18 protein-coding genes and 1 pseudogene are annotated in these 20780 nt (G+C 74.9%); 11 read left to right on the top strand and 8 right to left on the bottom strand.

The features are described 5' to 3' along the window. Position 1 precedes the first annotated feature (1 nt). The 3 genes from GA0070564_RS00165 to GA0070564_RS00155 all read left to right on the top strand — a co-directional run bounded on the left by GA0070564_RS00165 (position 2) and on the right by GA0070564_RS00155 (position 5387). Positions 2-769, top strand: a complete 768-nt coding sequence (locus tag GA0070564_RS00165) for a 3-oxoacyl-ACP reductase (protein ID WP_091604268.1) — start codon at positions 2-4, stop codon at positions 767-769. 59 nt (positions 770-828) lie between these two features. Continuing rightward, a complete protein-coding gene (locus GA0070564_RS00160) occupies positions 829-1584 on the top strand; it encodes a gamma-glutamyl-gamma-aminobutyrate hydrolase family protein (RefSeq protein ID WP_176730514.1) in 756 nt (251 codons plus the stop codon). Between the two features lie 113 nt (positions 1585-1697). Further along, positions 1698-5387 (top strand): SpoIIE family protein phosphatase, encoded by a 3690-nt coding sequence (locus tag GA0070564_RS00155; RefSeq protein ID WP_091600964.1) that lies wholly within the window; start codon positions 1698-1700, stop codon positions 5385-5387. A gap of 8 nt (positions 5388-5395) precedes the next feature. On the opposite strand, the gene GA0070564_RS00150 is transcribed toward GA0070564_RS00155, so the two are convergent. Next, complete coding sequence (locus GA0070564_RS00150; RefSeq protein ID WP_245669771.1) at positions 5396-5710, bottom strand: STAS domain-containing protein; 315 nt, start codon at positions 5708-5710, stop codon at positions 5396-5398. 94 nt (positions 5711-5804) lie between these two features. Here GA0070564_RS00150 and map point away from each other — a divergent pair, with 94 nt between their 5' ends. Then, positions 5805-6662 carry a type I methionyl aminopeptidase gene (gene map / locus GA0070564_RS00145; protein WP_091600960.1) on the top strand — a complete coding sequence of 286 codons (858 nt, stop codon included), beginning with the start codon at positions 5805-5807 and terminating at the stop codon, positions 6660-6662. Beyond that, the gene (locus tag GA0070564_RS00140) at positions 6659-7375 is read left to right on the top strand and encodes a VIT1/CCC1 transporter family protein (protein ID WP_091600958.1); all 717 of its coding nucleotides are present in this window, start codon (positions 6659-6661) and stop codon (positions 7373-7375) included. The genes map and GA0070564_RS00140 overlap by 4 nt, the downstream gene beginning before the upstream one ends. 15 nt (positions 7376-7390) lie before the next feature. Here the strand turns inward: GA0070564_RS00140 and GA0070564_RS00135 are convergent, their stop codons facing one another. From GA0070564_RS00135 to GA0070564_RS00105, 7 genes are all read right to left on the bottom strand, one after another. Beyond that, a complete protein-coding gene (locus GA0070564_RS00135; protein ID WP_091600956.1) occupies positions 7391-8128 on the bottom strand; it encodes a hypothetical protein in 738 nt (245 codons plus the stop codon). A gap of 93 nt (positions 8129-8221) precedes the next feature. Beyond that, on the bottom strand, positions 8222-8719 hold the full coding sequence (locus tag GA0070564_RS00130) for a nitroreductase family deazaflavin-dependent oxidoreductase (RefSeq protein ID WP_091600954.1): 498 nt from the start codon (positions 8717-8719) through the stop codon (positions 8222-8224). 58 nt (positions 8720-8777) lie between these two features. Further along, positions 8778-11564: an FtsX-like permease family protein gene (locus tag GA0070564_RS00125; protein WP_218104862.1), complete on the bottom strand. Its 2787-nt coding sequence runs from the start codon at positions 11562-11564 to the stop codon at positions 8778-8780. Then, complete coding sequence (locus GA0070564_RS00120; RefSeq protein ID WP_091600952.1) at positions 11561-12295, bottom strand: ABC transporter ATP-binding protein; 735 nt, start codon at positions 12293-12295, stop codon at positions 11561-11563. The genes GA0070564_RS00125 and GA0070564_RS00120 overlap by 4 nt, the downstream gene beginning before the upstream one ends. Beyond that, positions 12292-12882 (bottom strand): PadR family transcriptional regulator, encoded by a 591-nt coding sequence (locus GA0070564_RS00115; RefSeq protein ID WP_091600950.1) that lies wholly within the window; start codon positions 12880-12882, stop codon positions 12292-12294. The genes GA0070564_RS00120 and GA0070564_RS00115 overlap by 4 nt, the downstream gene beginning before the upstream one ends. Before the next feature lie 67 nt (positions 12883-12949). Next, positions 12950-13396, bottom strand: a complete 447-nt coding sequence (locus GA0070564_RS00110) for a ferritin-like domain-containing protein (protein WP_091600948.1) — start codon at positions 13394-13396, stop codon at positions 12950-12952. Next, positions 13393-13851 carry a hypothetical protein gene (locus GA0070564_RS00105; protein WP_176730568.1) on the bottom strand — a complete coding sequence of 153 codons (459 nt, stop codon included), beginning with the start codon at positions 13849-13851 and terminating at the stop codon, positions 13393-13395. The genes GA0070564_RS00110 and GA0070564_RS00105 overlap by 4 nt, the downstream gene beginning before the upstream one ends. Before the next feature lie 232 nt (positions 13852-14083). On the opposite strand from GA0070564_RS00105, the gene rimP reads away from it, so the two are divergent. The 6 genes and pseudogenes from rimP to GA0070564_RS00075 all read left to right on the top strand — a co-directional run bounded on the left by rimP (position 14084) and on the right by GA0070564_RS00075 (position 20776). After that, the gene (gene rimP / locus GA0070564_RS00100; RefSeq protein ID WP_091600946.1) at positions 14084-14788 is read left to right on the top strand and encodes a ribosome maturation factor RimP; all 705 of its coding nucleotides are present in this window, start codon (positions 14084-14086) and stop codon (positions 14786-14788) included. After that, positions 14785-15828 carry a transcription termination factor NusA gene (nusA, locus tag GA0070564_RS00095; protein ID WP_091600944.1) on the top strand — a complete coding sequence of 348 codons (1044 nt, stop codon included), beginning with the start codon at positions 14785-14787 and terminating at the stop codon, positions 15826-15828. Before rimP ends, nusA begins: the two co-directional genes overlap by 4 nt. 16 nt (positions 15829-15844) lie before the next feature. Continuing rightward, positions 15845-16178 (top strand): annotated as a pseudogene (locus GA0070564_RS00090) (YlxR family protein). Positions 16179-16271: 93 nt separating this feature from the next. After that, positions 16272-19283 carry a translation initiation factor IF-2 gene (infB, locus tag GA0070564_RS00085; RefSeq protein ID WP_091600940.1) on the top strand — a complete coding sequence of 1004 codons (3012 nt, stop codon included), beginning with the start codon at positions 16272-16274 and terminating at the stop codon, positions 19281-19283. Positions 19284-19369: 86 nt separating this feature from the next. Continuing rightward, the gene (locus GA0070564_RS00080; RefSeq protein ID WP_091600938.1) at positions 19370-20449 is read left to right on the top strand and encodes a TRM11 family SAM-dependent methyltransferase; all 1080 of its coding nucleotides are present in this window, start codon (positions 19370-19372) and stop codon (positions 20447-20449) included. A gap of 33 nt (positions 20450-20482) precedes the next feature. Further along, positions 20483-20776 (top strand): DUF503 domain-containing protein, encoded by a 294-nt coding sequence (locus GA0070564_RS00075; RefSeq protein WP_088970345.1) that lies wholly within the window; start codon positions 20483-20485, stop codon positions 20774-20776. The last annotated feature ends 4 nt before the right edge of the window (positions 20777-20780 follow it).

The raw sequence follows: 20780 nt of genomic DNA, 5'->3' as shown, positions 1-20780 counted from the left end.
CATGCAGGGACGACTGACGGACCGGGTCGCCGTGGTCACCGGGGCGGGCAGCGGGATCGGCCTGGCGACCGTACGCCGGTTCGCCGCCGAGGGGGCGACGGTGGTCTGCGTCGACATCGACGCCGAGGCGGGCAGGCGGGCCGCCGACGAGGTGGCCGGCGACTTCGTCGCCTGCGACGTGGCCGACGACACCTCGGTCCGGGAGCTGTTCGACGGGGTGGTCGCCCGGCACGGGCGGGTGGACGTGGCGTTCAACAACGCCGGCATCTCCCCGCCGGACGACGACTCGATCCTGGAGACCGGCCTGGACGCCTGGGAGCGGGTGCTGCGGGTCAACACCACAAGCGTCTATCTCTGCTGCAGGCACGTCATCCCGCACATGCGCCGGCAGGGGCGGGGATCGATCATCAACACCGCCTCCTTCGTGGCGTTGATGGGGGCGGCCACCTCGCAGATCGCGTACACGGCGAGCAAGGGCGGGGTGCTGGCGATGACCCGGGAGCTCGGTGTGCAGTTCGCCCGGGAGGGGATCCGGGTCAACGCGCTCTGCCCCGGCCCGGTCGCCACCCCGCTGCTGCTGGAGCTCTTCGCCGCCGATCCGGAGCGGGCCGCCCGCCGGCTGGTGCACGTGCCGATGGGCCGGTTCGGCGCCCCGGAGGAGATCGCCGCCGCGGTGGCCTTCCTGGCCAGCGACGACTCCTCCTTCATGACCGCCAGCCAGTTCGTGGTCGACGGCGGGATCACCGGGGCGTACGTGACCCCCCTGTGAGCGCGAGGAGTGAGCCGGTTCTGCGAGCCCCGCAGTCGCGAACGAAAGGCGGCTCCGCTGTGACCAGGCCGGTGATCGGGATCACCGCGTACGTCGAGCCGGCCGGCTGGGCGGTGTGGCGGGACGTGCCCGCGGTGCTGGTGCCGCAGGCGTACGCCCGGGCGGTGACGGTGGCCGGCGGCCGGGCCGTGGTGCTGCCCCCGGACGACCGGGACGGCGACGTCGTGGGATTGCTCGACGGGCTGCTCGTCGCCGGCGGCCCGGACGTCGACCCCGGACGGTACGGCCAGCCGCCCGACCCGCGCACCGAGTCCCGCCCGGACCGGGACGCCGGGGAGCTGACCCTGCTCACCGCGGCGCTCGCCGCCGACCTGCCGGTGCTCGGCGTGTGCCGGGGGATGCAACTGCTCGCCGTCGCGGCCGGCGGCGCCCTGCACCAGCACCTGCCGGACGTGGTCGGTCACGACCGGCACCGCCCGGCACCGGGCCGCTACGGCAGCCACCGGGTCCGGTTCGCTCCGGGCAGCCTCGCCGCCGCGGTGATGGGCGACGTCGACCGGGTCAACTCCTACCACCACCAGGCGGTCGCCGACCCGGGTCGGCTCGCGGTCACCGGCTGGGCGGAGGACGGGGTGATCGAGGCGGTCGAGGATCCCGGCCGCCGGTTCGTCCTCGGGGTGCAGTGGCATCCGGAGAACGAGCCGGATCCACGCCCGGTCACCGCACTGGTACGCGCCGCTCGCCCCGCCGGAGCCGGCCCCACCTGCCCGAACGTCCTCGGCGCGGCCGGTGACGCCGACGTGAGGCACAGGTAACCAGCGCACGCCGGGCAGAATGCGTTACGTTGCTGGTCCGTCGGGGTACATGGGCGGACGCGGCGAGCGGATCAACGTTGCTCGTCGCCGACGAGGCCGGAGCGGGAGGCTGCATGAGCTCGGCCCTGGGGGGCGAGGACGGGGGACGACTGTCTCCTGCGGTGGCTGGCCGGGCCGGTCACGGCAGCCGGGTCACCCTCCCGCCGCTGCTCGCCGCCACCTTCGTCGCCGGCGGAGAGATGGGTCGCCGGCTGGACGCCTTCGACTGGTCGACCACCCCGCTCGGCCACCCCACCGACTGGTCCCCGGCACTGCGTCACGCGATCAGCATGATGCTCGGCTCCCGGGCGCAGATAGTGCTCTTCTGGGGCGAGGACCATCTCGCCTTCTACAACGACGCCTACCGGCCCACCATCGGCGCGAAGCACCCGCACGCCCTGGGCCGCCCGGCGAGGGAGAACTGGGCGGAGACCTGGGACGTGCTGGAGCCGTTGCTGGAACGGGTCCGCCACACCGGTGAGCCGTACCACGGGCAGGACCATCCCTTCGTGCTCCACCGGCAGGGCTTCCTGGAGGACGTCTACTTCGACATCTCCTACGACCCGGTCCGCGACGACGACGGCTCCATCACGGGGGTCTTCTGCTTCGTCAGCGAGACCACCGGCCGGGTCGTCGGCGAGCGCCGGCTGCGCGCGCTGGCCGAACTCGGCTCGGAGCTCGCCGACGTGCCCAGCAGCGCCGAGCTGGGCCGGGCCATCGCCCGGGTGCTCGACGGTCACCCCGACGACGTGCCGTTCGCGCTGGTCCACCTCCGCGACGCCGACGGCCGGCTGACCCTCGCGGGCACCAGCGGGGTACGTCCCGGGCAGGTCACCGGGGAGTTGCCGGCCGTCCTGGAGCAGGTCGCCGCCGGCGCTGTCGACGGTGGCTCGGTGCCGGTGTCCGAGCTGGTCGACGCCGCCCCGCCGGCCGCCGCCGAGCAGGCGGTCGTCCTGCCGGTCACCGCGGCCAACTCACCGACCGGGGTGCTGGTGCTCGGCGTCTCCCGCCGGCTGCCCTACACCGAGGAGTACCGCAACTTCCTCGACCTGGTCGCGGCGCAGGTCTCCCGGGCCGTCGGCCGGCAGCAGGCGTACGAGCAGGAACTGGCCCGGGCCGCGGAACTCGCCGCCCTGGACCGGGCCAAGACCAACTTCTTCGCCAACGTCAGCCACGAGTTCCGCACCCCGCTGACCCTGGTCCTCGGCCCGCTGGAGGACATGCTCGCCGATCCGCGGCTCCCGCCGGAGCTGACCGATCGGCTGACCGTGATGCACCGCAACGCGCTGCGGCTGCTCAAGCTGGTCAACACGGTGCTGGACTTCTCCCGGCTGGAGTCGGGCCGGCTCGCCGCCCACTACGAGCCGACCGACCTGGCCGACTACTCGGCCCGGCTGGCCAGCACCTTCCGCTCGGCCACCGAGCGGGCCGGGCTGCGCCTGGTGGTGGACTGCCCACCGCTGCCCGCGCCCGTCTTCGTCGACCGGGACATGTGGGAGAAGATCGTCCTCAACCTGGTCTCCAACGCCGTGAAGTTCACCTTCGACGGTGAGATCCGGGTCCGGGTCCGGGCGGAGGACGGCACCGCCCGGCTGGAGGTCAGCGACACCGGCGTCGGCATCGCCCCGGACGAGCTGCCGCACGTCTTCGAACGGTTCCACCGGGTGCCGGGCGTCCGGTCGCGTACCCACGAGGGCACCGGCATCGGGCTGGCCCTGGTCCGTGAGCTGGTCGAGATGCACGGCGGCCGGGTCGAGGCGCACAGCCGGATCGAGCGGGGCAGCACGTTCACGGTGACCGTGCCGTTCGGCACCGGACACCTGCCGCCCGAGCGGGTGGCCGCCGACACCGAGGTGTCCCTCGCCGAACCGGAACAGGCCCGGCTCTGGGTCGCCGAGACCGCGCTGTGGACCGACGGGGACGACCACCGGACGCAGGTGTCCCGGCCCGGTGAGCCGGCTGGCGGGTCCGGCCGGATCCTGCTCGCCGACGACAACGCCGACCTGCGCGAGCACGTCACCCGGCTGCTCGCCCCCTCGTACGAGGTGGTCGCCGTCCCGGACGGGCTGGAGGCGCTGCGACTGGCCGTCGAGTCCCCGTTCGACCTGGTGCTGACCGACGTGATGATGCCCCGGCTGGACGGCTTCGGTCTGGTCACCGCGCTGCGCTCCGATCCGGGCACCCGGCACGTGCCGATCGTCCTGCTCTCGGCCCGGGCCGGTTCCGCCGAGGCGGTGGCCGGCCTGGCCGCGGGGGCCGACGACTACCTCACCAAGCCCTTCTCCGGCCAGGAGCTGATCGCCCGGGTCCGGGCCAACGTGGAGCTGGGCCAGCTGCGCGGGCAGATCATCCGCCGGCTCAGCGGGCTCGCCGACGCGGCCGTGGCGGTGAACACCGCCCGCTCCACCGCCGACGTGGTGCGGGTGGCCGCCCAGCACGCGCTGCACCTGGCCGAGGCCGCCCGGGTGGTGGTCACCGCCACCGGGGCGCGGCACGAGGCGGACGCCGGCGGCGACAGCGGCACCGAACCCTCGTTCGTGCTGCCGCTGACCGGCACCACCGGCGAGCGGCTGGGCGAGCTGCGGGTGTGGCGCCGCGACGGCGACGGCACCGAGCAGGCCATCCTCACCCAGCTCGCCCGCCTGGTCGGGGTGCGGCTGGAGAACGCCCAGCTCTACGAGGCCGAGCACCGCATCGCCACCACGTTGCAGCACAGCCTGCTGCCCCGCACGCTGCCCCAGCTGCCCGGCGCGGTGGTCGCCAGCCGCTACCTGCCCGGCAGCGCCGACGTCGAGGTCGGCGGCGACTGGTACGACGTGATCGGCCTGGACGACGACGAGCTGGTGCTGGTCATCGGCGACGTGGTCGGCAAGGGCGTCCGCGCGGCCGCCGCCATGGGCCAGCTTCGCAACGCGCTGCGCGCGTACGTGCTGGAGGGGTTCGACCCCGGCCTGTCGCTGACCCGGCTGAACCGGCTGGTCGGTTCCACCGAGGGACGCTCCTTCGCCACGGTGGTCTGCCTGCACTTCAGCCCCCGCACCGGTCGGCTGCGCTACGCCAGCGCCGGCCACCCGTCCCCCCTGCTGATCCGAGGAGACGACGTGGTGTTCCTGCACGACCGTGCGCTCGGGCCGCCCGTCGGGGCGATCCCGGACGCGACGTACCGGACCGTGCAGGCGGAGCTGGCGCCGGGCAGCCGGCTGCTGCTCTACACCGACGGCCTGATCGAGGACCGGCACGCCGGCATCGACGCCGCCCTGGACCAGCTGCGGGTGGACGCCGCCGTCCCCGCCGAGCACGTGGCGGACGTGGTCGACGCGGTCGTCGAGCGGGTCGCCGGGCGGCCCCGGCACGACGACGTGGCGGTGCTCGCCCTGGAGGCCGCCGAGCTCAACCGGTTCGCGCTGCGGCTGCCCGCCGACCCGACCCGGCTGAGCGTGCTGCGCAAGCGGCTGGAGGACTTCCTCACCGCCCACCACGTGGGCGAGACGGACCTGTTCGACCTGACCGTGGCGGTCTCCGAGGCCGCGGCGAACGCCATCGAGCACCCGGTCGAGCCGGTCGAGCCGACCATCGACGTCGAGGTGACGATCTCCGACCGCACCGTGGTGGCCACCATCACCGACAGCGGCCGGTGGCGGGAGTCGACCGGCGCCGGGTTCCGGGGCCGCGGGCTGTCGTTGATCCGGGCGCTGGGGGAGTTGTCGGTGACCCGTACCGGGCGGGGCACCGAGGTGACGTTGCGCCGGCGGCTCCAGGACTGACCGGGGGGCTACAGCGGGCGCAGCCACCTCTGGTCGCCGAGACCGGAGATCTCCAGCACCCGGCCGACCTGGCGGGAGGGAAGCACGTCCAGCCGGTCCGGGAGGCGCTCGGCGAGCAGCACCACCGCATGGATGGCGGCCGAGTCGAAGAAGGTCACCGCGCGCAGGTCCAGCAGGACGTGCCCGGCCGGCTCGCGCAGGGCGCTCTGGAGCATCGCGTCGGCGGTCGCCATGTCGACCTCGCCGGTGACCACCACCCGGAGCCGGTCGCCGTCCCGCTCCGAGCTGACGGAGAAGACGGGAGTTTCGCCCCCTAGATCCACGCTGAAACAATGGCACAGGCGTTCTGCCACGGCAACAACCTGACCGGGCCGACGGTGGCGGGGGTCACCCTCGGCCCGGCGATAGGCTGTCGGCATGACCGTCCGTCCGCCGCTGACCCCCGGCACGCTGTCCGCGTGGCGACCGGTGCCCGCGCACATCCGCCGTCCCGAGTACGTGGGGAAGAAGAGCCCCCGGGAGTGGCGGGGCTCGCACGTGCAGACCCCCGAGACGATCGAGCGGATGCGGGTCGCCGGCCGCCTCGCGGCGCAGGCCATCCAGCTCGCCGGTGAGCACAGCAAGCCCGGGGTGACCACGGACGAGATCGACCGGGTGGTGCACGAGTTCCTCTGCGACCACGGCGCGTACCCGTCGACACTCGGCTACCGGGGCTTCCCGAAGTCCTGCTGCACCAGCCTCAACGAGGTCATCTGCCACGGCATCCCGGACTCGACGGTCCTCCAGGACGGCGACATCCTCAACGTGGACGTCACGGCGTACCTCGACGGCGTGCACGGGGACACCAACGCCACCTTCCTCGTAGGTGAGGTGGGCGAGGAGGCCCGGCTGCTGGTCGAGCGAACCCGCGAGGCCACCATGCGGGGGATCAGGGCGGTCCGGCCCGGCCGGCAGATCAACGTGATCGGCCGGGTCATCGAGTCGTACGCCAAGCGGTTCGGCTACGGGGTGGTCCGCGACTTCACCGGCCACGGCATCGGCGAGTCCTTCCACAGCGGCCTCTACGTGCCGCACTACGACAGCCCCCGGCCGACCGACGTGATGGAGCCGGGCATGACGTTCACCATCGAGCCGATGATCACCCTCGGCACGTACCAGTACGACATGTGGGACGACGGCTGGACCGTCGTCACCAAGGACCGGCGCTGGACGGCCCAGTTCGAGCACACCGTCGTCGTGACCGACGACGGCCACGAGATCCTGACCCTGCCGTGACCGACACCCCGGCGGCGCTGCGCGAGGCGCACCACGCGGACGTGTCCGGCGGCTGGCTGCGGCCGGCCGTGTTCGGCGCGATGGACGGCCTGGTCACCAACATCGCCCTGATCGCCGGCGTGGGCGGCGGCGGGGTCTCGCCGCGCAGCGTCGTGCTGACCGGCGCGGCCGGCCTGGTCGCCGGCGCCATCTCGATGGGGCTGGGCGAGTACACCAGCGTCCGGTCGGCCAACGAGCAGGTGGCCGCCGAGGTGGCCAAGGAGCGCCGGGAGCTGGAGCGGCACCCGGAGGCGGAGGCCCGCGAGCTGGCCGACGCGTGGGTCGCCCGGGGCCTGCCCCGGGACCTGGCCACGCAGGTCGCCGACGCGGTCCGGCGCAACCCGGAGGAGGCGCTGCGGGTGCACGTCCGGGAGGAGCTGGGCGTCGACCCGGACGAGCAGCCCAGCCCCTGGGCCGCGGCGGTCTCGTCGTTCGTCTGCTTCTCCGTCGGGGCGCTGGTGCCGCTGCTGACCTACCTGATCGGCTTCACCAGCCTCTGGCTGGCGCTCGCCGTGGGCGGGGTGGGGCTCTTCCTGGCCGGGGCGATCGTCGCCCGGTTCACCTACCGCCCCTGGTGGTCCAGCGGCCTGCGGCAGCTGCTGCTGGGCGCGGCGGCGGCCGGCGCGACGTACCTGGTGGGCTCCCTGATCGGCATCCAGGGCGGGCTGGGCTGACCGTCGGCCGCGCGGTCAGCCGGTGAGCAGTTCGTCGACCGTGCCGTCGACCGGCCGGCCGCGGGCCGCCAGTTCCTGCGCCTGCCGGCCCAGCACCGCGCCGACCTCCGTCATGTCGGCGCCGGCCAGCCCGGTCCGGCGGACCGCATCGCCGGGGTCCCGGTAGTAGGTGCGGCCGAGCAGGCCGGTCACCGTGGCCGCGGCGAGCCGGGCCTCGCCGAGCATCAGCAGCGCCTGGTCGGTCTCGTACCACTCGGCCAGCCGGGCGGCCCGGGCGTGCGCCGCCCAACCCCTGTACCACGCCTGCCGGGCGGCCGCGCTGAACTCGGCCGGGCGGGCCCGGGCCAGCCGGGCCAGGTGCTCGTCGCGCAGGGCGCGCAGCCAGCCGGTCGGGTCGTGCAACGCCCGGGTGGTGACGTACCGGTCGGCGGTCAGCGGCCAGAGCGCACCGATCGTCCGGGCCTGCCGGAGGTATTCCTCCGCCCCGGCCACGGTCAGGTCGACCAGCACCCCGTCCACCCGCCGGGTGGCCGGCGCCGGTCCGGCTCCCGGTCGGTAGGTGGCGAGCAGCAGCCCCACCTCGCCGTCGCCGCCCCCGTCGTCGTCGCCGTGTGCCAGCGGCCCGTGCACGGCGACGGCGAGCAGGTCGGCCGGGAAGCGCCGCAGGGCCGCCTCGGCGACCCGTTCGGCCACCTGCCAGCGGGGGTCGTCGAGGTCCGGGCCGGTGGTCGGTTCGGTGCTGGTCGCGTCCACCCGCTGCCCTTTCGTCGCGGTTCGTCCCTGCGGCCTCCACCCTAGCCACGCCGGGCCCGGGGCCCCGGGCCGACGCGCGCCGGGCGACCCCGGTCACCGCCCGGGGGCGCCGTCCGGGGGGCCGTCGGGCACCGGCACCAGCCGGAAGATCCGGATCTCCCGCCCGCCGGCCCGTTCGACGTACGTCCGGTACGCCGGCCACTCGGTCACCAGCAGCTGCCACAGCCGGTCCCGTTCGGCGCCGGTGGCCACCTCGGCGCGCACCCGTGTCCGGCGGCCCTTGATGTCGACCTCGGCGGCCGGATCGGCGAGCAGGTTCATCGCCCAGCCGGGCTGGTGCTGCTGCCCCCAGTTCGACCCGATCACCACGTACGCGTCGCCGTCCGGCACGTACAGCAGGGGGTTGCTGCGGGGTTTGCCGGAGCGCCGGCCGGTGGTGGTGACGACCAGGGATGGGATCAGCCCGAGCGCGACCACCCGCCCCCGGGTGAGCCGCCCGACCAGCCGGTCGGCGGGCACGAGCAGGCGGGCGGCGGCGCCGAACCAGCGGTGGTGGCCGACCCGGCGGGTGAGGCTTCCCAACACGGACACGCCCTCCAGTCTGCCCGTTCCCGGCCCGCCGCGGCACCCCCCAACCGATCGATGCTGGTCAGTCGAGTCGACGTTCCACGGGCAGCCGGGAGCGGGTGAACAGGCCGGCGCCGAGCATCGCCACCACGGGCACCACCACCACGACGGCGGCCACCGAAGCCGGCACCACCAGCGGGTACGGGGGCTCCACCGGCCACGACTCGGCGTACCGGCGGTTGACGGCGGTGAGGATGATCACGGCGGTGCCGAGGCCGGCCGCGATGCCCAGCACCGAGCCGGTCCCCGCGATCACCCCGGCCTGGCAGAGCGAGAGCAGCCGGCGTACGCCCGGACCGGCCCCGACCGCGGCCAGGGTGGACAGGTCGGCGCGGCCCTCCGCGGCGGCGAGCCCGGTGGCGATCGCCGACGCGCCCACCGTGACCACCCCGGCGGCCAGGGCCAGCAGGAGCAGCTGCGGGGAGCGGTCCTGTTCGGACGGGCCGCGCTCCACCTCGACGCTGATCCGCAGGTGCTCCCGCAGCGCCCGGGTGAACCGGTCCTGCTCGCCCCGGTTCGGCGTGCGGTCGGTGGCGACCACCCAACCGAGCTGCCGGCCGACCAGCCCGACCCGGGCGGCCGCGGCGGGGGAGAGGATCAGCCGGTCGGCCCGGATGCCGTCGGTCAGCGCGTACCCGGGCACCGTGGTCGTGGTCGTGGCGACCGGTTCCGGCCGGTCGTCGGTCCGGTTCACGCGCAGGGTGACCCGGCCGTCGACCACCCGGCGCGGATCGTCGACCACCACCCCGCCGGCCCGCAGCACCGCGGTGGCCGCCGCCGCCGCCTCCGCGCCGGCGCCGGTGAGGCCGGGCAGGGCGCTGCCGTCGTCGACGACCGCCATCCCCACCGACGGCCCGGAGTAGTAACCGTCGGACCGGTCGCAGCGCGGGTCGGCCAGGGCGGCGCGCTGTTCGGCGCGGCTCAGCGGCGGGCCGAGGTCGTACGGGCAGGCCCGGCCCGGCGGCAGCGACGCGGAGACGTCGCAGTTGCCGTCCCCGGTGGCGCAGGCCGGATAGGCGAGCGGCGCGGGACGGCCACCCGGTAGCTGCGTGCGGGCCAGCTCGGCGACCAGGGACAGCTGCGGCAGCGGGCCGGTGCCGTTCCCGTCGGTCCGGGTGACCAGGACGTGCCCGGGCGGCAGCGCGGGCCGGTACCGGCCCGCCTCCCGCTCGGCGCCGCCGGCCAGGTAGACCCCGATGGCGACGCTCCCGGCCACGGCGGCCATCACCGCGGAGATGGCCGGCGCCGCGGACGAGCGGTTGCGGCTGGCGTCGCGCAATGCGATCCGCGGGGCCAGCGGCAGCAGCCGACCGGCCCGGGCCAGCACGCCGAGCAGGGCCGGGGTGACGAAGACCAGACCCAGCTCACCGAGGACGAGGCCGGCCAGGACCCAGGTCGGGTTGGTCCGGGCGGCGCCGAAGGTGGCCAGGCCGGTGCCGGCGAGGGTGAGGACCACCCCGATCAGCAGCCACCGGCGGCGGTGCGGCGGCGCGGAGCGGCGCCCGGCCAGCCCGGCCACCACGTCGTGGCGGGCCGCGGTCCAGGCCGGGGCCAGTGCCGCCAGCACGCCGGCCACCACCGCCACCAGGGCGATGGTGGCCAGCGCCGCCGGGAAGCAGCGGTACCCGCCGAAGCGGGAGTTCATCAGGTACTGCTCGACCAGCGGGCGGCCGGCGAAGGCCGCCGCCACGCCCAACGCCAGACCCGCCGCCGCCCCGAGGGCACCCAGCACCACGCCGTCGGCCAGCACCACCCGGCGCAGCTGGGCGGCGTCCCCGCCGGCGACCGCCACCAACGCCAGGTCCCGGCGTCGACGCCGGACGCCGACGGCGAAGGCCGGCCCGACCAGCAGCACCACCTCCAGCAGCCCCAACCCACCGACCAGCACCCCGTTGCCCCAGTCGGTGGCGTCCGCCCCGGTGTCGGCACGCGGCAGCGGCGCGCCCGGCACCGGAGCCCGGGCGGCGACCAGGACGCCGTGGGCGTTGAGCCGCCGGACCAGGTCGTCGTCCACGCCACCGGGCAGGTCGACCAGCCAACCGGCATCCCCGCTGGGCTGTGTCCGGCCGACGGCGGACGGGTGCAGCGCGACCACCACGCCCAGGTCGTCGGGGAACTCCACCACCCCCACCACCCGGTAGGAGCGGGAGCCGTCGGCCACCGTCACCCGATCACCGACCCGGGTGGGCAGGTCGGACAGGGCGGCCCGGCTGACCGCGATCTCGTCGGCGCCGGCCGGCGCGCGACCGGAGAGCAACCGGGCGTGGGCCCGGGCCAGCGGGTCGGCCAGGTCCAGCGCTCGGGCGGCGATCGTCTGGTCGCGGTCGCCACGACGGACCTCGAACGGCACCCAGCGGTGCACCGGCACCGCCCGGCTGCCGGGCGGCAGCAGCGCGGTGATCTCCTCGACGGTTCCGGGAGGGACCATCCGCACCGTGCCCTCGTCGACGCTCCACGGGCCGGAGCCCCAGGCGTCCTGCCGGATCGGTCGGTCGGTGATCGCCCGCAGGTCCGCGTCGGCCACGCCCAGCCGGCGGTCGAGCTCCTCGGCCCGGGTCAGTCGGGCCATGTCGTAGCTGACCGCGACGAAGGTCAGCGCCAGCACCGGCAACATGATCATCGCGAGTACCAGCGCGGTCCGTCCCCGCGCCCGGCGGGCCTCCCGGCGGGCGATCCGCAGCGCGGCCCGCCAGGAGCCGAACCACGCGGCGAGGCGCAACGCCCGACGGCTCCCGGTGCGCCGGCGGCTCGCGGCGCCCGGGTGGTCCACCGGGGCGGCCGGGCGGCGTGCGGAGCCCAGCCGGCTCACCGGGGGCTGCCGGAGAGCAGCTGCTCCACGCTGCCCAGCGGGGCGGTCGAGTCGACCAGCACCCCGTCCCGCAGGAAGATCACCCGGTCGGCCCAGCCGGCGTGCCGCGCCTCGTGGGTCACCAGCACCCCCGCCGCCCCGGCGTCCACCCGCCGCCGCAGCAGGTGCAGCACCGCCTCCCCGGTCCGCGAGTCCAGTGCGCCGGTCGGCTCGTCGGCCAGCACCAGCCGGCGCTCGCCGACCAGCGCCCGGGCGATCGCCACCCGCTGCTGCTGCCCGCCGGAGAGCTGGTCGGGGAAGCGGTCGCCCAGCCCGTCCAGCTCCACCTCGGCCAGGGCGGCCAGGGCCTGCCGCCGGGCGGTCCGGACGCCCACGCCGTCCAGCTCCAGCGGAAGGGCCACGTTCTCCGCCGCGGTCAGGCTGCCCAGCAGGTTCAGCTCCTGGAAGATGTAGCCGATCCGGCGGCGGCGGACCCGGGCCAGCCGCCGGCGGTCCAGCACGCCGAGGCACTCGCCGTCGACGCGTACCTCGCCGGCGGTCGGGCTGTCCAGGCCACCGGCCAGCGCCAGCAGGGTCGACTTGCCGGAGCCGGAGGGGCCCATCACGGCGACCAGCTCACCGGGTGCGACGGTGAGGCTCACCCCACGCAGGGCGCGTACCGCCGCCGGGCCGGCGCCGTGGGTGCGGTGCACGTCACGGACGTCGAGCACCGGTTGGGCCGTACCGCTCACCGCCGGGCCTCCTGGTCTGTGCGGTCCACCGCCTCGTCCACCGGGGGGCCGGCCGCCGGACGCCCCGGGGTCGGTCGGTACCGGACCAGGCTCGTCTCGCAGTGGTCCAGCCAGCGGATCTCGGCCTCCGACTGGAACACCATCGCGTCCAGCACCAGCCGCCAGGGCAGGTCCTCCGGGCGGTCGCTGGCGAACTTCAACCGGGTCAACTCCTGGAGGGTGCGCATGGTGGCGGTCCGCTGCGCCTGGACCACCGACCGCACGTCCACGCCGGGGGTGGTCAGCGCGAGGGCCAGCTTGATCGCCAGCTCGTCGCGGGGCCGGTCGGTGCGGCTGATCGGGGTGGCGAACCAGAGCGCCAGGTCGGCCCGGCCGGCGTCGGTGATCTCGTACGGCCGCTGGCCGCCCTCGCTCTCCGGCAACGGTCGGACCAGGCCGTCGCGCTCCAGTCGGGCGAGGGTGGTGTAGACCTGCCCGATGTTCAGCGGCCAGGTCGAGCCGGTCGACTCCTCGAACGCGGCGCGGAGCTGGTAGCCGTACATGTGGCCGCGTTCGAGCAGGGCGAGCAGGCCGTGTCGGATGGACATGGCCCGGAGTATGCATACCTGGTATGCGGCCCGCAACCGGGACGGCGACAACCCCGCCCGCCGGGCCTCAGGTGGGACGGCCGGGGAACGGCATCGTGAGCGGGTTCACCCCGGCGACCCGGCGCCAGCGGGTGGCCCGCAGCGCGCAGTCGGTGAGGGCGGCCAGCGCCCGGTTCCGGTCGGCGCCCTCCGTCTCGGCCAGCGCCGCCCGCCAGAACCCGGCCGTCCGGTCCTCGATCTCGACGGCCAGCCGCAGGGCGCTCGCCCGGTCGGTCACCGGGAAGGGCAGGGCGTAACCGGCGTGGTCCGCCGGCACCTCGACCCCGGCGGCGGTGAGCTGGAGGACCAGGGCGTCGCGGCGGTTGCGGTGGGCCGCCTCGGCGGCGCGGGCGGCGGTCCGGGCGGCGTCGCGCAGGCGTACCCCGATCGGGCCGTAGGCATAGATGGCCGCGTACTCGGCGGTCAGCGCGGCGGTCAGCGCCGGGGTGGGGCCGGCGGGCGCGCGGCGGGTCATCCCAGCACCTCCACGTGGGTGGCGCGGGCGGCGGCGATCGAGCCGAGCAGCGCGGCCCGCTCGGCGGGCGCGGTGGCGCAGGCCTTCGCGGCGGCGACCTGCCCGGTCCGCTCGGCCGCGCGCAACTCGGCGACCAGGGCCGCGCCGGTGGTGGTCGGTGCGCTCGCGCCGGGCGTGGGGGACGGCGACCCGGACGGCGGGGTACGCCCGATCACCCGGCGCAGCTCGGCGGCGTGCGCCTCGTGCGCCTCGGCGATCGGGGTGAGCCGCTCGGCCAGGCCCGGGTCGGCGGCGAGCGCCGCCCGGTGCCGGCCGGCCAGCTCCAGCGCCCCGGCGACGAGCGGTTCCAGCGGGTCGGGCGCGGGCGGCGGGTCGTCCCCCCGGTCGAAAAGATCACAACCGGCCAGCGGTGCGGGCGCCCCGCCCAGCGCCAGTAGGGCGCCGGCCCGGAGCAGGTTTCGTCGGGAATGCCCGGTTGTCTCGTCGCGCTGTGTCGTTCTGCCCGTCGCCACCGGACAAGTCAACACCATCCGTGCCGGCCGGTGGGCCACCACCGTCCGGTGCGCCGCCGGGTACGCCGACCGGCAGGCGCGTTACGCTCTGCGCAGCCACCGGGCGCGTCCGCCCCGGTGGCGTGCCGGCATGGCGGCCGACCGGGCCGCCGCCGAACGCAGAAGGGTACGCCAGATGACGCAGCGTGGCCGTGCCACCAGGTCGACCGGCCCGTCGGGTCGACCCCGGCGCGCCGACGCCCCCCGCACCGACGCCCCCCGCACCGACGCCCCCCGGGCCGGCGGCCCGCGCGGTGGCGACCTGGGCGCCCGCCGCGCCAAGTTGCGCGAGGTGGTCGAGCCGGTGGTCACCGAGGCCGGCTACGTCCTGGAGGACCTCTCGGTCTCCCGCGCCGGCCGGCGGCACGTCGTACGCGTGATCGTCGACGCCGACGGCGGGATCAACCTGGACGCCGTCGCGGACGTCTCCCGGGCGGTCTCCGCGGCCCTGGACGCGGCCGAGGAGGCCGGCGGCGACCTGGTCGCCGGCGAGTATCAGCTCGAGGTCAGCTCTCCCGGCGTGGACCGGCCGCTGACCCTGCCCCGGCACTGGCGGCGCAACGTCGGCCGGCTGGTCAAGGTGACCGTGCGCGGCGCGGCGGGGGTGCCCGGGCAGCGGGCCGCCGGCGACCGGCAGCTCACCGGCCGGGTGGTCGGGGCCGACGACGAGCGGGTGACGCTGGAGACCGACTCCGGCCGCGTGGAGCATTCCTACGCCGAGCTCGGCCCCGGCCGGGTGCAGGTGGAGTTCAGCCGGCTCGACGAGATCGACGAGACCGAAGAGACCGGCGACATTGACGACATCGACGACGAAGATGATGTGGAGGACGAGGAGAGGTGAACATCGACCTCGCGGCGCTGCGCGCACTCGAGCGCGAGCGGGAGATCCCGTTCGACACGATCCTCGCGGCGATCGAGACCGCGCTGCTGACCGCCTACCGGCACACCGAGGGCTCCGAGCCGCACGCCCGGGTGGAGATCGACCGCAGGTCGGGCGCCGCCTCGGTGTACGCCCAGGAGCTGGACGAGGACGGCTCGGTGGCGCGGGAGTGGGACGACACCCCGCACGACTTCGGCCGGATCGCCGCGATGACCGCCAAGCAGGTGATCCTCCAGCGGCTGCGGGAGGCCACCGACGAGGTGCACTTCGGCGAGTACGTGGGCCGCGACGGTGACCTGGTCACCGGCGTCGTGCAGGCGCACGAGACCCGGCGTGAGAAGGGCATCGTCAGCGTCGACCTGGGCAAGCTGGAGGGCGTCCTGCCCCAGTCCGAGCAGGTCCCCGGCGAGCGGTACGAGCACGGCGAGCGGATCCGCTGCGTCGTGGTGCACGTCGCCAAGGGGATGCGCGGGCCGCAGATCACGCTGTCCCGCTCGCATCCGGGCCTGGTGAAGAAGCTCTTCGCGCTGGAGGTGCCGGAGATCGCCGACGGCACCGTGGAGATCGGGGCGATCGCCCGCGAGGCCGGTCACCGCACCAAGATCGCCGTACGCTCCACCACCCAGGGAGTCAACGCCAAGGGCGCCTGCATCGGCCCGATGGGCCAGCGGGTCCGCGCGGTGATGAGCGAGCTGCACGGCGAGAAGATCGACATCATCGACTGGTCCGACGATCCGGCCACCTTCGTCGGCAACGCGCTGTCGCCGGCCAGGGCGCTGCGGGTCGAGGTGGTCGACCTGGCCACCCGGACCGCCCGGGTGACCGTGCCGGACTTCCAGCTCTCGCTGGCGATCGGGCGGGAAGGGCAGAACGCCCGGCTGGCCGCCCGGTTGACCGGTTGGCGGATCGACATTCGGTCCGACGCCGAGCAGGCCGCACCGGCCGCGCGGGGCGGGGCTGATCACGTCAAGGAGCCGGGCGGCGCGATCTCGGGCGGCTAGGGGTAGACTTGCTCCGGTGGTACGACGCGCGCTGCCGGAGCGCACCTGTGTGGGTTGCCGGCGTCGTGCGCCGGCCGACGAACTGCTGCGGATCGTCGCGGTCGGCGACGAGGCTGGTCACAGCCTCAGACCCGACCCGGCCCGCAGGATGCCGGGTCGGGGAGCGAACATGCACCCGGATCCGGCCTGCTTCGCGCAGGCGGTGCGGCGCCGCGCCTTCGGGCGGGCACTGCGCATCACCGGGATCGTCGATCACGGTGAGCTGGCGGAGCACGTTGACGCGCCAACCTCTACGCCCGGTCAGCCCGACCGGACGAGGGATCGCTAGCAAGGTAGGACGACCAGCATGAGCACACGATGAAGTCCCTGAAATGACCAGGCTTCAAGTGCACGAGTGAGGTCGCTGCGGGTGCTGCCCGCACGACCTCGGAGTGAGGAGTGCAGTGGCAGGAAAGGCCCGCGTACACGAGCTTGCCAAGGAGCTCGGGGTCGAAAGCAAGACCGTGCTCGCCAAGCTGAAGGAAATGGGCGAGTTCGTCAAGTCCGCGTCGAGCACCGTCGAGGCGCCAGTCGCCCGCCGGCTGCGTAACGCGTTCGTCGCCTCCGCCGGGTCCGCCCCGGCACCGGCGGCTCCTACGGAGGCTCCGGCGCCGACCCCGACGCCGACCCCGACCCCGGGCGCCCCCCGGATCTCGGCCAGGCCGATGCCGCCTCGGCGGCCGACCGCGCCGGCTCCCGGCCCCGGACCCCGTCCAAAGGCGCCGGTTCCCGGCCCGCCGACCCCGTCGGCCCCGGTCGCCAAGCCGGCGAGCGCACACGACATCGAGGTGGCCGCCGCCGAGGCGCGTGCCGCCGCGCTGAAGGCTGAGCAGGAGGCCGCGGTCAAGGCCGCGCAGGCCGCCCGCCAGCAGCAGCGCGAGAACGTCCGCCGGGAGCCTCCGGCCGAGGGCGGTCCCCGCCCCGGCCCGCGTCCCGGCCCGAACGCCGCGCCGCCGCGGCCCGGTCCGGCCGCCGGTCGTCCCGGCGCGCCGACCCCGGGCCCGGGTGCCCGTCCGGGCGGCCGTCCGCCGGCGCGCGGCGCCGGTAACAACCCGTTCGGCATCCAGGGTGGCCAGCAGCAGCGGCCCCCGGCCGCCGGTGGCGCGGGTGGCCCCCGGCCGAGCCCGGCGGGCATGCCGCCGCGGCCCAGCCCGGCCTCCATGCCGCCGCGGCCCAGCCCGGCGTCCATGCCGAGCCAGCGTCCGACCACGGGTCGCCCCGGTGGCCCGGGTGCCGGTCGCGGTGGCCCCGGTGGCGGCGCAGGTCGTCCCGGTGGCGGCGCTGGCGGTGGCTTCCGCGGCGGTCCCGGTGGCGGTGCCGGTGGCGGTGGCTACCGTGGCGGTCCCGGTGGCGGCGGCGGTGGCGGTGGCTACCGTGGCGGTCCCGGTGGCGGCGGCGGTGCTCCCGGTGCCGGCGCGCCGGGTGGCGGTTTCCGCCCGGGTGGCGGCGGCGGTCGTCCCGGTGGCGGCGGTCGCGGCCGTGGCGGTGGCGCCGCGGGTGCCTTCGGGCGTCCGGGTGGTCGGCCGACCCGTGGCCGCAAGTCCAAGAAGCAGCGCAGACAGGAGTTCGACAACCTGTCGGCCCCGACCATGTCCTCGGGTGCTCCCCGGGGCCAGGGTCAGGTCGTCCGGCTCTCCCGTGGCGCCTCGCTGTCGGACTTCGCCGACAGGATCAACGCCAACCCGGGTTCGCTGGTCCAGGAGATGTTCAACCTGGGCGAGATGGTCACGGCGACCCAGTCCTGCTCCGACGAGACCCTGCTGCTCCTCGGTGAGCACCTCGGTTTCGACGTGCAGATCGTCAGCCCGGAGGACGAGGACCGCGAGCTGCTCGCGCAGTTCAACATCGACCTCGACGCCGAGGTCGCGGAGGACCGCCTGGTCAGCCGTGCGCCGGTCGTGACCGTCATGGGTCACGTCGACCACGGTAAGACCAAGCTGCTCGACGCGATCCGTAAGGCGAACGTGGTCGCCGGTGAGGCGGGTGGCATCACCCAGCACATCGGTGCGTACCAGGTCCACGTCCCGCACGAGGGCAACGACCGGGCGGTCACCTTCATCGACACCCCGGGTCACGAGGCGTTCACCGCCATGCGTGCCCGTGGTGCCCAGGTCACCGACATCGTCATCCTGGTGGTGGCGGCCGACGACGGCGTGATGCCGCAGACGATCGAGGCGCTCAACCACGCCAAGGCGGCGGACGTCCCGATCGTGGTCGCGGTCAACAAGGTCGACAAGCCGGACGCCAACCCGGACAAGGTCCGCCAGCAGCTGACCGAGTACGGCCTGGTCGCCGAGGAGTACGGCGGCGACACCATGTTCGTCAACGTGGCGGCCAAGCCGGGCACCGGCATCGAGGAACTGCTCGAGGCCGTCCTGCTGACCGCCGACGCGTCGCTGGAGCTGACCGCTCCGATCGACGGGCCGGCGCAGGGTGTGGCCATCGAGGCGCACCTGGACAAGGGCCGTGGTGCGGTCGCGACGGTGCTGGTGCAGAAGGGCACCCTGCGGGCGGGCGACTCGATCGTCGCCGGTGGGGCGCACGGCCGGGTCCGGGCGATGCTCGACGAGAACGGCAACCAGGTCGCCGAGGCCGGGCCGGCGCGTCCGGTCATGGTGCTCGGTCTGACCACGGTGCCGGGTGCGGGTGACACCTTCCTGGCGGCCGAGGACGACCGGACCGTGCGGCAGATCGCCGAGCAGCGGCAGGCACGGCGGCGGGCGGCGTCCTTCGCCAACTCCCGTGGCCGGGCCACTCTCGAGACGCTCATGGAGCAGCTCAAGGAGGGCGAGAAGACCTCGCTCAACCTGGTGCTCAAGGGCGACGGCTCCGGTTCCGTGGAGGCGCTCGAGGACGCGCTGTTCAACCTGGACATCCCCGAGGAGGTCCAGCTGCGGATCATCCACCGGGGTGTGGGTGCGATCACCGAGAGCGACGTCATGCTCGCGAGCGCCTCGTCCGAGGCGGTCACGATCATCGGCTTCAACGTGCGGGCCGCGAACAAGGTCCGTGAGATCGCCGACCGCGAGGGCGTGGAGATCCGGTACTACACGGTCATCTACCAGGCCATCGAGGAGATCGACGCCGCGCTCAAGGGTCTGCTGAAGCCGGAGTACGAGGAGGTCGAGCTGGGCAGCGCGGAGATCCGCGACGTGTTCCGCTCGTCCAAGATCGGCAACATCTCCGGTTGTATCGTCCGGTCCGGCATCATCCGCCGCAACGCCAAGGCGCGGCTGCTGCGGGACGGGGCGGTCGTGGCGGACAACCTCACGATCAGCTCCCTGAAGCGGTTCAAGGACGACGCGACGGAGGTCCGCGAGGGCTTCGAGTGTGGTCTGACGCTGGGCGGTTTCAACAACGTCCAGGTCGGCGACATCATCGAGACCTTCGAGATGCGGGAGAAGCCGCGCGCCTGAGCGGTGTGAAACGGTGAGACGGCGGCGGCCGGGGCCCTGGCGGGTCCCGGCCGTCGCCGTTCGCGCAGGCTGCGACAATTCCCGGCGTGCTCAGGTACGCGCTGCTCCTCGCCCCGTCCGCCAACCGGGTCTACGCCGACGCCGCCGGCCGGCTGGCCCGCGCCGAGCTGGAGATCTTCGCCGGCTCGGGGGTGCTCGACTCGCCGCCGGTCGACCCGGCGACGGAGCGGATCTGCGGGGTGGAGTACCTGACCTTCGCCGCTGCCGGGGACGGGCTCACCGCCCGGGACCTGGCCCACCTGGCGAACCTGTCGGCCGCGTACGCGCTCTTCGAGCGGGTGGGGGACGACCTGCTCCGGCCGGTGCCCCTGCACCCGCTGGCCCGCTACGACTCCGACCTGATCACCATCCCCAAGTACGCCGGCAAGACCAACGAGCAGTTCACCCGGCTGCTGCTGAACGCCACCGTGCTCGCCTCGGCCTCGGCGCCGGGGATGCTGGACCGGCAGCTGGTGGTGCTCGACCCGCTCTGCGGCCGGGGCACCACCCTCAACCAGGCCCTGATGTACGGCTACGACGGCATCGGTGTGGAGCACGACGGCAAGGACGTCGACGCGTACGCGGCCTTCCTGCGTACCTGGCTGCGACGCAAGCGGCTCAAGCACACCGCCGAGCTGGTGCCGGTGCGCAAGGACCGCAAGCTGGTGGCCCGACGCTTCGAGGCGGTGCTGGCGCCCTCGCGTGACGAGCACCGGGCCGGCGCCACCCAGCGGGTCACCGTGCTGCACACCGACACCACCCGGTCCCGCGAGGTGCTCCGCCCCGGCAGCGCCGACGTGATCGTCACCGACGCACCGTACGGCGTGGCGCACGGCGCGCGAACCGCCGAGCGGGGGCTGTCCCGCAGCCCGCTGGACCTGCTGGTCGCCGCGGTGCCGGTCTGGCGGGCGTTGCTGCGCCCGGGCGGCGCGCTCGGCCTGTCCTGGAACACGCAGGTGACGCCGCGGGCGGCGGCCGAGGCGGTGCTGGTCGAGGCGGGGCTGCGGGTGGTTGACGGGCCCGGCTACCGGGACCTGGCGCACCGGGTGGACCAGGCCATCGAGCGGGACGTCCTGGTGGCGGTCGCCCCGGCGGCAGCGGCGTCTCCGGCGGCGGAAAGCAGGTGATCGAGCCGGGTGTGTGGCGTACCGTTTCCCGCCGTGTACACCGGAACCGCACTCTTCGACCTGTTGCTGCCCGGGGACTCCCGCTCCCTGAAGGCCAAGCGTTCCTACGTCCGCCCGATCATCGCCGCGCTGCGCCGCTTCGAGGTCTCGGTGGCCGAGACCGGCGCGCTGGACCTGACCGGCCGGGCCGAGATCGGGGTGGCCGTGGTGGCCGCCGAGGCGTCCCACGTCCGTGAGGTGTTGGACTCGTGCGAGCGGCTGGTGGCCGGCCGGCCCGAGGCCGAGCTGCTGTCGGTGCGTCGCCGCCTGCACACCGAGGAGGACTGAGTCC

It is taken from the genome of Micromonospora mirobrigensis (genome assembly GCF_900091555.1).
In the GTDB taxonomy this organism is placed as follows: Bacteria; Actinomycetota; Actinomycetes; order Mycobacteriales; family Micromonosporaceae; genus Micromonospora; species Micromonospora mirobrigensis.
The sequence above is the reverse complement of the archived record's forward strand: the minus strand, read 5'-3'. Positions and strand labels throughout refer to the sequence as shown.

Bases quoted from the DNA above. Each gene is read 5' to 3' on its own strand.
- GA0070564_RS00165 (WP_091604268.1), top strand. From the start codon at position 2: ATGCAGGGACGACTGACGGACCGGGTCGCCGTGGTCACCGGGGCGGGC.
- GA0070564_RS00155 (WP_091600964.1), top strand. From the start codon at position 1,698: ATGAGCTCGGCCCTGGGGGGCGAGGACGGGGGACGACTGTCTCCTGCG.
- map (WP_091600960.1), top strand. From the start codon at position 5,805: ATGACCGTCCGTCCGCCGCTGACCCCCGGCACGCTGTCCGCGTGGCGA.
- GA0070564_RS00115 (WP_091600950.1), bottom strand. From the start codon at position 12,882: ATGTCCATCCGACACGGCCTGCTCGCCCTGCTCGAACGCGGCCACATG.
- GA0070564_RS00110 (WP_091600948.1), bottom strand. From the start codon at position 13,396: ATGACCCGCCGCGCGCCCGCCGGCCCCACCCCGGCGCTGACCGCCGCG.
- rimP (WP_091600946.1), top strand. From the start codon at position 14,084: ATGACGCAGCGTGGCCGTGCCACCAGGTCGACCGGCCCGTCGGGTCGA.